Origin of the sequence: Pseudomonas sp., from assembly GCF_049301935.1 — a bacterium.
In the GTDB taxonomy this organism is placed as follows: domain Bacteria; phylum Pseudomonadota; class Gammaproteobacteria; order Pseudomonadales; family Pseudomonadaceae; genus Aquipseudomonas.
In genome coordinates this window covers 1-10,021 of record NZ_JBAQLP010000075.1, presented here as the reverse complement: position 1 = coordinate 10,021, position 10,021 = coordinate 1, and the positions used below count along the sequence as shown (strand labels likewise).

Sequence of the window (10,021 nt, the reverse complement as noted above, 5' to 3'; positions counted from 1 at the left end):
CAGACTCGACCCAGAAGCGGTGATGCTGCAGGTTCGGCAGGAAACGACGACGGGTTTTGTTGTTTGCGTGGGAAATGTTATTCCCGGTTACCGGACCCTTACCGGTAACTTGACAGACTCTCGACATGCCTCAGCCCTCTAAAACCACATGCCCAACCCGGCATGGGTTGGCCGCTAATTATTCAATCTTGGCGCGCAGCGCCGCGTATCTCGAGGGTCTTACCGGCCGTACCTGAAAGCGCAAGAACCGGGCCCCTACAAAAGAGCGCTGCTTTATACCAGAAAGCCCCCAAGGCAACAAGGTTAAACGCACTTTCCCCGGTAGACGCCAACCGGCGATTGCAGCGCCCAGGCCAGCCCGTAACGGCACCAGCGCAGATCGACCGCTCGTCGCCAAGACTGATTGCCCTGCCGCCAGTTAATGGCCTAGGGTAAGGCCTTACGTCAGCGCGCCCACCGCTATTCAGGAGTTTGCCATGCGTCTCGCCGCCCTCCCCCTGCTGCTCGTCCCGCTTCTTGCGCCCGCCCTGGTGCAAGCCAGCACGCTCAGCGTCTGCACTGAAGCCAGCCCCGACGGCTTCGACGTGGTGCAGTACAACTCGCTGACCACCACCAACGCCTCGGCCGACGTGCTGATGAACCGTCTGGTGGATTTCGACGCGACCAGCGGCACCCTGCAGCCGAGCCTGGCGCAAGCCTGGGAGGTCAGCCCGGATGGCCTGAGCTACAGCTTCACCTTACGCGCGGACGTGCAGTTTCACCGCACCGAGTACTTCAGCCCCAGCCGCGCGCTGAATGCCGATGACGTGCTGTTCAGCTTTCAGCGCATGCTCGACCCGACCCATCCGTGGCACAAGGTCGCCACAAGCGGTTACCCGCATGCGCAATCGATGCAGCTGCCGAGTCTGATCAACAGCATCAACAAGACCGGCGAGCACAGCCTGCGCTTTAAGCTTAACCGTCCTGACGCGACCTTCCTCGCCACCCTGAGCATGGGTTTCGCCTCTATTTATTCCGCCGAATATGCCGCGCAACTGCTGGCAGCCGGCACACCGGAAGCGCTCAATAGCCAGCCAATCGGCACGGGACCGTTTGTCTTCAAACGTTTCCAGAAAGACGCCAGCGTGCGTTACAGCGCCAACCCGAGCTACTTCGCTGGCAAACCGGCGCTGGACAACCTGGTGTTCGCCATCACCCCGGATGCCAACGTACGCCTGCAGAAGCTGCGCCGTGGCGAGTGCCATATCGCCCTGTCACCGAAACCACAGGACGTGCAGGCGATCAGCGGCGATAACAATCTGCAGAGCGCCCACACTGCTGCCTTTATGACCGCCTTCGTCGGCATCAACAGCCAGCACCCGCCGCTGGACCAGACCGCCGTGCGCCAGGCGATCAACCTGTCCTTCGACAAGGCCAGCTACCTCAAGGCCGTGTTCGAGAACAGCGCCGAAGCCGCCAACGGCCCCTACCCGCCGAATACCTGGAGCTACGCCAGCGAACTGCCCGGCTACCGGCATGACCCGCAGCAAGCCCGCGCGCTGCTCAAGTCGGTCGGCCTGGCCGATGGTTTTAGCACTACCATCTGGACCCGCCCCAGCGGCAGCGTGCTCAACCCCAACCCGAGTCTGGGCGCACAGCTGCTGCAGGCTGACCTCGCCAAGGTCGGTATCCAGGCGGAAATCCGTGTGATCGAATGGGGCGAGCTGATTCGCCGCGCCAAAGCCGGCGAGCACGACCTGCTGTTTATGGGCTGGGCCGGCGACAATGGCGACCCGGACAACTTCCTCACCCCGCAGTTTGCCTGCGCCTCGCTCGAATCCGGGCTGAACTTCGCCCGCTATTGCGACCCACAACTGGACAAGCTGATCAGTGCTGGCAAAAGCACCAGCGACCAAACGCAGCGCAGCCAGTTGTATAAAGAAGCGCAGCAGATTATCCAGCAGCAGGCGCTGTGGCTACCGCTGGCCCACCCGACGGCCTACGCGCTGATGCGTAAGGAAGTCGAGGGTTATCAGGTCAGTCCGTTCGGCCGCCAGGACTTTGCCAAGGTGCGTTTGCTCCCTTAAAGCCAGCCGTACTCGGCCATCGACAGCGGCTCACCGTCGCCGACAATAAAGTGGTCGAGTACCCGCACATCCACCAGCTCCAGCGCCTCTTTCAGCCGACGGGTCAGCACCCGATCGGCTTGGCTGGGTTCGGCAACCCCAGATGGGTGGTTATGGGTCAAAATCAGCGCCGCTGCGTTATGCGCCAACGCGCGCTTGACCACCTGCCGGGGGTAAACGCTGGCGCTGTCGATGGAACCATGGAACAGCGCTTCGAACGCCAGCACGCGGTGCTTGGCATCGAGAAACAGGCAGCCAAAGACTTCGTGGGGCTCATGGCGTAGCAGCGCTTTCAGGTAATCACGCACCGCCTGCGGGCTTTCCAGCGCCGAATCGCGGCGCAACTGCTCGGCCAGATGGCGCCGCGCCATCTCCAGCACCGCCTGCAACTGGGCAAACTTGGCCGGCCCCAACCCCAGACGCTGACTGAACGAGGGCAGATCGGCCTGTAACAAGGCCCGTAGGCTGCCGAAGTCGCCCAACAGATGGCGCGCCAGGTCCACCGCACTCTGCCCGGCGACGCCTGTACGCAGGAAAATCGCCAGCAACTCCGCATCGGTCAGGGTGCTCGCACCCTGCGCCAAGAGTTTTTCCCGCGGGCGCTCTGCCGCGGGCCAATCACGAATACTCATCACACCTCCTTGTGTGTTGCCGGGCGCGGCAAACCGCCGCGTTTAAGTGCCGCAAAGCCAAGCCTGGCAAGCACTTGGCAGCGCTACTCCGTTGCAGGCTCTGTGCTATCGTAGCCCAACTTTTGCGCGGCGCCTGGCCTGGGGAGGTGTCAGCGTCGCGGTGTATATCCATCTTTATAAAAGGCAGGCCTATGCAGCGGCTATATCGGAAACGCATCATTGTTGGCGTGGGCGGCGGTATTGCCGCGTATAAAAGCGCCGAGCTGATTCGCCGACTCAAGGACCAGGACGCTGACGTGCGCGTGGTCATGACCAAAGGCGGTCGTGAATTTATCACCCCGCTGACCCTGCAAGCGCTCTCTGGCCACCCGGTACACCTCGACCTGCTCGACCCCGAGGCCGAAGCGGCCATGGGCCATATCGAACTGGCGCGCTGGGCCGATCTGGTGCTGATTGCCCCGGCCACCGCCGACCTGATGGCGCGCCTGGCCCAGGGCGTTGCCGATGACCTGCTGACCACCCTGGTGCTGGCCACCGATGCTCAGGTGGCCCTGGCACCGGCAATGAACCAGGCCATGTGGCGCGATCCGGCGACCCAGGCCAACGCGGCACTGCTGACCGCGCGCGGCCTGCAGCTGTTCGGCCCCGCCGCCGGCAGCCAGGCCTGCGGCGATGTCGGCCTGGGCCGCATGCTCGAAGCCGAACAGCTGGTGCAATGCGCCGCCGACTGCTTCCAGCACCAGGCGCTGACCGGCAAGCACGTGCTGATTACCGCCGGCCCGACCCAGGAAAACATCGACCCGGTGCGTTACATCACCAACCACAGCTCCGGCAAGATGGGCTTTGCCCTCGCCGAAGCGGCTGCCGAAGCCGGCGCCAAGGTCACCCTGATCAGCGGCCCGGTGCACCTGCCAACGCCCGAGCGCGTCACCCGTATCAATGTCACCAGCGCCCGCGACATGCTTGCCGCCTGCGAGGCCGCGATGCCCTGCGACCTGCTGATCGCCGCCGCCGCCGTCGCCGATTACCGCCCGGAAGTGGTCGCCCAGCACAAATTGAAGAAAGACCCCGCCAGTGGCGACGGCCTGCTCCTGCAAATGGTGCGCAACCCGGATATTCTCGCCACCCTGGCCGCCCGCAGTGACCGGCCGTTCAGCGTCGGTTTTGCCGCCGAAACCGAGAACCTGCTGGACTACGCCTCGCGCAAGCTACGCGACAAAAACCTCGACCTGATAGTTGCCAATGACGTGGCCAACCCCAGCATCGGCTTCAACAGCGAAGAAAATGCCATCACTATCATCGACCGTGAGCTCCAGCAGAGCAGCTTCGCCCAGACCAGCAAGAGCAAGATTGCCCGCCAGCTGGTGAGTTTTATCGCCGAACGCCTGAATCGTAGCTGACGCCCTCTCACCGACCACAGAGCCTGATATGCACGCCTTACAAGCCAAGATCCTCGACCCGCGCCTGGGCAACGAATTCCCCCTGCCGCATTACGCCACCCCTGGCTCCGCCGGCCTCGACCTGCGCGCCATGCTCAAGCAGGAGCTGGTACTCGAACCCGGACAGACCGTGCTGATCCCCACCGGCCTGGCGATCTATATCGGCGACCCGGGCCTGGCGGCGATGATCCTGCCGCGCTCGGGCCTGGGCCATAAGCACGGCATCGTGCTCGGCAACCTGGTTGGCCTGATCGATTCGGATTACCAGGGCGAGCTGATGGTGTCCTGCTGGAACCGTGGTCAGAGTGCCTTCAGCATCGCCATCGGCGAACGTATCGCGCAGCTGATCCTGGTGCCGGTGGTGCAGGCGCATTTCGAGCTGGTCGAGCAGTTCGATGAAAGCCAGCGCGGCGCAGGCGGCTTTGGCCATTCCGGCAGTCACTGATTGCCCTTATTGATTCCAGGATGAATTGCCGAGGAGACGCCGCATGAAACTCTTCAAGCGTAACGCCAAGGATGCCGTCGCCGCAGAGCCGGCCGCGCCAGCTTCAAGCAGCGCCCCGAGCAAGAATCAACAAGCCGTCAGCGCCCTGCTACCCGGCCTGCTTGCGGTCCTGGGCAGCCTGGCCCTGGCCGGCGGCCTGCTCTGGTTTGCCCAGTCCAGTAGCGCCCAGCAGGGGCAGCAGCAGCTCAGCCAGGCCTGGGGCGGCAGCCAGGCCTCCGCCCTGGATCAAGCCCTGCAGCAACTGGCCGCCGACACCAGCAGCGCAGCACGCAACCCGCAGCTGCTGGACGCCCTGCAAAGCCAGGACAGCGCGCAGGTGCAGGCAGCCGAACGCAACCTCACGTACTGGCACGGCGTGGTCGATGCCCACCTCAACGGGCGCAATCAGGCCGTGCAAAATATGCAGCGCAACGCGCCGATGAACTTTGCCGCCCTGGATATGCTACGCCGCGTGGAAACTGGCCAGACGCCTGCAGCCGAAGCCTACAAGGTGGGTCAGCGCTGGCTGGTCTACAGTGCCGCGCCCTTGCGCCTGAATGATGACGCACAGCCCTACGGTACCCTGCTGCTGGCCGTCGACCTGGAGCACCTGCTGGCCAGCCTGCCGCAGCTGCCCGCCGAGGTCGGCCAGATACAACTGCAGCAACAGTTCGGCAACACCGCCGCCCAGCTGCTGGCACAGCGCGGCCAGGCCACCGGCCATGCACAGACATTCAAGACCGGCAATCCCAACTGGACGCTCAGTTTTACCCCCGGCCCATCGCTAACCAACCCGCTGTTCTCGCCCCTGCTGCTGACCATCGCCGGCCTGCTCGCCCTGGTTGGCGCGCTGGTGGGCATGCTTCTGGTGCACAACAACCTGCAACGGCGCCTGCTCAAGGACGTGATGCAACTGGCGCAACTGATCAAAGAGCTTTCCGCGGGTAAAGCCGTCAAAGCCTTCAGTCTTAGCCTGCCCGCACTCGACAGCCTGGCCCACGCTCTGGCGCGCCTGCCGCGTCGCGCCAGCGACAATATCGTGCGCCCGCCCGCTGAAACAGCACCCACCTCAGCGGACATACAGGCTGCAGGACTGCCCGGCCTGGTCGAACCGCTATTTCAGGACACCGATATCCTCGACATCGACATCCTTGACGAAGACCAGGATCTGCTCGGCCTCGATCAGCCGGCCGCCGCCCCGGTGCAACCGAGCGCACCCAAGCTGCCGGCCGATATTTTCCGCGCCTACGACATTCGTGGCGTGGTCGGCCGCACCCTGAACGCCGAAACCGCCTACTGGATCGGCCGCGCCATCGGCTCGCAGAGCCTGGCCCAGGGCGAGCCGAATATCGCCGTCGGCCGCGACGGCCGCCTGTCTGGCCCGGAGCTGGCGCAGCAGCTGATCCAGGGCCTGCTCGATTGCGGCTGTCATGTCAGCGATGTCGGCATGGTGCCGACACCCGTGGTGTATTACGCCGGGCATATCCTCACTGGCAAATCGGCGGTGATGCTCACCGGCAGCCACAACCCGGCGGACTACAACGGTTTCAAGATCGTGATTGCCGGCGACACCCTGGCCAATGAGCAGATTCAGGCCCTGAAAGCGCGCATCGACAACCACGACCTGGCCAGCGGCGTTGGCACGGTCGAGCAGGTCGATGTACTGGAGCGCTACTTCAAGCAGATCCGCGATGACATCGCCCTGGCCCGCCCGCTGAAAGTGGTGGTCGACTGCGGCAATGGGGTGGCCGGGGTGATCGCCCCACAGCTGATCCAGGCCCTGGGCTGCACGGTGATTCCGCTGTACTGCGAAGTGGATGGCAACTTCCCCAACCACCACCCCGACCCCGGCAAACCGGAAAACCTGGCGGACCTGATCGCCAAAGTGAAAAGCGAGAAAGCCGATATCGGCCTGGCCTTCGATGGCGACGGCGACCGTGTCGGCGTGGTGACCAATACCGGCGCCATTGTCTACCCGGACCGCCTGCTGATGCTGTTCGCCAAGGACGTGGTGTCGCGCAACCCCGGTGCCGACATCATCTTCGACGTCAAATGCACGCGCCGCCTGACCCCGCTGATCAGCGGTTATGGTGGCCGCCCGGTGATGTGGAAAACCGGCCACTCGCTGATCAAGAAGAAGATGAAGGAAACCGGCGCGCTGCTGGCCGGCGAAATGAGCGGGCATATCTTCTTCAAGGAGCGCTGGTTCGGCTTCGACGACGGCCTCTACGCCGCCGCCCGCCTGCTGGAAATTCTCAGCCAGGATCGCCGCGACAGCGACCAGGTGTTCAACGCCTTCCCCAACGATATATCCACCCCGGAAATCAATATCCAGGTCACCGAGCAGAGCAAGTTCAGCATCATCGAACGCTTGCAACGCGATGGCGTATGGGGTGAGGGTAATATCACCAACCTCGATGGCGTGCGCGTCGACTACCCCAAAGGCTGGGGCCTGGTGCGCGCCTCCAACACCACACCGGTGCTGGTGCTGCGCTTCGAGGCGGAAACCGAAACAGAACTCGAACGGATCAAGGAAGTCTTCCGCGCCCAGCTGTACAGCGCGGTACCCGACCTCGACCTGCCGTTTTGATTGATTAGCGAATAGTCTACTGGAGCCCTGCATGACCCTCGAACGTGATGCCGCCACCAACGTCGCCAAGGTGCTGTCCGAAGCACTGCCCTATATCCGCCGCTTCGTCGGCAAGACCCTGGTGATCAAATACGGCGGCAACGCCATGGAAAGCGAAGAGCTCAAGCAAGGCTTCGCCCGCGACATCGTGCTGATGAAGGCGGTCGGCATCAACCCGGTGGTGGTGCATGGCGGCGGCCCGCAGATCGGTGATCTGCTCAAGCGCCTGTCCATCGAAAGCCACTTTGTCGACGGCATGCGCGTCACCGACACCGCGACCATGGACGTGGTGGAGATGGTGCTCGGCGGCCAGGTCAACAAGAGCATCGTCAACCTGATCAACCAGCACGGTGGCAGCGCCATCGGCCTGACCGGTAAAGATGCCCAGCTGATCCGCGCCAAGAAGCTCCAGGTCACCCGCCAGACCCCGGAAATGACCCAGCCGGAAATCATCGATATCGGCCACGTCGGCGAAGTCACCGGGGTCAACATCGACCTGCTGAACATGCTGGTCAAGGGCGACTTTATCCCGGTGATCGCACCGATCGGTGTCGGCCCGGATGGCGAGTCGTACAACATCAACGCCGACCTGGTCGCTGGCAAGGTCGCCGAAGCGCTAAAAGCCGAGAAGCTGATGCTGCTGACCAATATCGCCGGCCTGATGGACAAGCAAGGCCAGGTGCTGACCGGCCTGACCACCGAACAGGTCGATAGCCTGATCGCCGACGGCACCATCTATGGCGGCATGCTGCCGAAAATCCGTTGCGCCCTGGAAGCGGTGCAAGGCGGGGTGACCAGCGCCCACATCATCGATGGCCGGGTGCCGAATGCGGTGCTGCTGGAAATCTTCACCGACAGCGGTGTGGGTACCCTGATCTGCAACCGCAAGCGTCATTAAGCCTCCCCTGCCGCACGAATCAGCCCGCTGATCCTGGCTGATTCGCCCGCCTGATCGCCTGCTGTGCAGCTTGCAGCAGGCTCTCGTAACGCTGAAGCTCAGTGGCTCAGTCCTGCATGCCGAGGTGTTTCCCATGAGCAACCCACCATCGCGCGAGACCTTCAGCTTTTTCCACCCCCTGCGCGTACGCTGGGCCGAGGTCGACCCGCAGAGCATCGTGTTTAACGGTCACTACCTGACCTATGCCGATGTCGCCATCACCGAATACTTCCGCGCACTGGACATCCGCTACCCGGAAGATCTGAGCCGCGACGGCGGCGACTTCTTCGCGATCAAGACCGTACTGGAATACCTGGCACCCGCGCGCTTCGATGATCAGTTGCAGATCGGCATTCGCGTCGCCCGTCTGGGCCGCTCCAGCCTGAGCTTTGCCATGGGTATCTGGTGCGGCGAGCAGGCGCTGACCGCCGGCGAAGTGATTTACGTGCATGCGGACAGCACAAACCGCAGCAGCAGACCGCTACCCATGTGGTTGCGGGAGAAAATTCTGGCCTTTGAACGCTGCGCGCCGCAGCAATAGCCTACTGGTTGCGACCCAGCAGTTCCTTGAGCCGATCACGGTCAGCATTGAAACTGCTGTCCGCCTCTTTATGTGCGGCCTGATAGCGCTGGATGTCGCGTTTAAGCCGCACTTGTTCGGCTTTCTGGTTTTCGATCTGCGCCAGCAGATGCGCCGGCACCGCCCGCCCGGCACGCTCATGATCGGCGGCCTGGCTCTGCAGATTGGCCTGCTGCGTGCGTACCGACTGCAGGTTGCCGCGCGCCACACCAATCAGGCCATCCAACTCCGCCAGCTTGCGCGCCCGCGCGCGCTCGACGTCTTCCGGGGTGCTGTACAGGCGCAACAACTGCGCATCGGAGCTGGCGCGGGCCTTGTCGGCGAGGATGCGCTGCATCTCCTCCGCGCTCGGCGCAGGCGCAATCACCTGGATCACTCGCCCCTGGTCATTCAGCACTTCATAACCCTTGCCGATGTGTTCCGGCGGCACGCCCTGCCGGCTAAGCACCGTGGTGCCCTTGTCATCGACATAGCGGTACAACTCAGCCGCATCCGCCACAACCGGCAGCAGTAGGCCTAGCAACAGCGAACAGCGGGTCAGGGCAGGTCTAAGCATCGGTGCAGCACCTTATTCGGCAGGTTAGATTCCGTATTCGGCGCGGTAGGCTTGTACCGCTGGCAGATACTGCTTGAGTTCAGCATCCTCTGCCAGATATTCCAGTACCTGTTCGAGCGAGACAATACTCACCACCGGCATGCCGTAGTCGCGCTCGACCTCCTGGATCGCCGACAACTCGCCCTTGCCGCGTTCCTGGCGGTTCAACGCGATCAGTACACCGGCCGCTTGTGCGCCCTGCGCCTGGATGATCTGCATCACTTCTCGAATTGCCGTACCGGCGGTAATCACGTCATCGATGATCAGTACGCGGCCGGCCAACGGCGCGCCCACCAAGGTGCCACCTTCACCGTGATCCTTGGCTTCCTTGCGGTTGAAGCACCAGGGCACATCGCGCTGATGCTGCTCGGCCAGCGCCACCGCAGTGGTCGCCGCCAGCGGAATGCCTTTATAAGCCGGGCCAAACAGCACGTCGAAACTGATCCCACTGTCGACTACGGCCGCCGCGTAAAAACGTCCGAGCTGGGCCAGCGCCAAACCGCTGTCAAACAGCCCGGCATTGAAGAAATAAGGACTGATACGCCCGGATTTGAGGGTGAACTGGCCAAAGCGCAGAACCCCACGCTCGATGGCAAAACGGATGAAATCACGTTGATACG

Annotated in this window: 10 protein-coding genes; 6 read left to right on the top strand and 4 right to left on the bottom strand. The window is 63.1% G+C overall.

Annotated elements, in window-relative coordinates:
* Positions 1-127 (bottom strand): 50S ribosomal protein L28 (gene rpmB, locus WA145_RS10930; RefSeq protein ID WP_422581603.1); only part of this gene is annotated, 127 nt, incomplete at its 3' end.
* A gap of 349 nt (positions 128-476) precedes the next feature.
* Here rpmB and WA145_RS10925 point away from each other — a divergent pair.
* Complete coding sequence (locus tag WA145_RS10925; protein WP_422581601.1) at positions 477-2,066, top strand: ABC transporter substrate-binding protein; 1,590 nt, start codon at positions 477-479, stop codon at positions 2,064-2,066.
* Here WA145_RS10925 and radC read toward each other — a convergent pair.
* A complete protein-coding gene (radC, locus tag WA145_RS10920; RefSeq protein ID WP_298186000.1) occupies positions 2,063-2,737 on the bottom strand; it encodes a RadC family protein in 675 nt (224 codons plus the stop codon). The genes WA145_RS10925 and radC overlap by 4 nt on opposite strands.
* Before the next feature lie 191 nt (positions 2,738-2,928).
* On the opposite strand from radC, the gene coaBC reads away from it, so the two are divergent.
* The 5 genes from coaBC (at position 2,929) to WA145_RS10895 (ending at position 8,767) form a co-directional block, all read left to right on the top strand.
* Positions 2,929-4,137: a bifunctional phosphopantothenoylcysteine decarboxylase/phosphopantothenate--cysteine ligase CoaBC gene (gene coaBC / locus WA145_RS10915; RefSeq protein WP_422581600.1), complete on the top strand. Its 1,209-nt coding sequence runs from the start codon at positions 2,929-2,931 to the stop codon at positions 4,135-4,137.
* 28 nt (positions 4,138-4,165) lie between these two features.
* Positions 4,166-4,621 (top strand): dUTP diphosphatase, encoded by a 456-nt coding sequence (dut, locus tag WA145_RS10910; protein WP_422581599.1) that lies wholly within the window; start codon positions 4,166-4,168, stop codon positions 4,619-4,621.
* Between the two features lie 1,240 nt (positions 4,622-5,861).
* Positions 5,862-7,250: a phosphomannomutase/phosphoglucomutase gene (gene algC / locus WA145_RS10905; protein ID WP_422581602.1), complete on the top strand. Its 1,389-nt coding sequence runs from the start codon at positions 5,862-5,864 to the stop codon at positions 7,248-7,250.
* A gap of 31 nt (positions 7,251-7,281) precedes the next feature.
* On the top strand, positions 7,282-8,187 hold the full coding sequence (argB, locus tag WA145_RS10900) for an acetylglutamate kinase (protein WP_422581598.1): 906 nt from the start codon (positions 7,282-7,284) through the stop codon (positions 8,185-8,187).
* 133 nt (positions 8,188-8,320) lie between these two features.
* Positions 8,321-8,767, top strand: coding sequence for an acyl-CoA thioesterase (locus tag WA145_RS10895; RefSeq protein ID WP_422581597.1), 447 nt, complete (start codon positions 8,321-8,323; stop codon positions 8,765-8,767).
* Position 8,768: 1 nt separating this feature from the next.
* On the opposite strand, the gene WA145_RS10890 is transcribed toward WA145_RS10895, so the two are convergent.
* Together WA145_RS10890 and pyrE are read right to left on the bottom strand one after the other, a co-directional pair.
* Positions 8,769-9,362 carry a DUF4124 domain-containing protein gene (locus tag WA145_RS10890; RefSeq protein WP_422581596.1) on the bottom strand — a complete coding sequence of 198 codons (594 nt, stop codon included), beginning with the start codon at positions 9,360-9,362 and terminating at the stop codon, positions 8,769-8,771.
* 24 nt (positions 9,363-9,386) lie between these two features.
* A partial coding sequence (gene pyrE, locus WA145_RS10885) for an orotate phosphoribosyltransferase (protein WP_422581595.1) occupies positions 9,387-10,021 on the bottom strand: 635 nt, incomplete at its 5' end.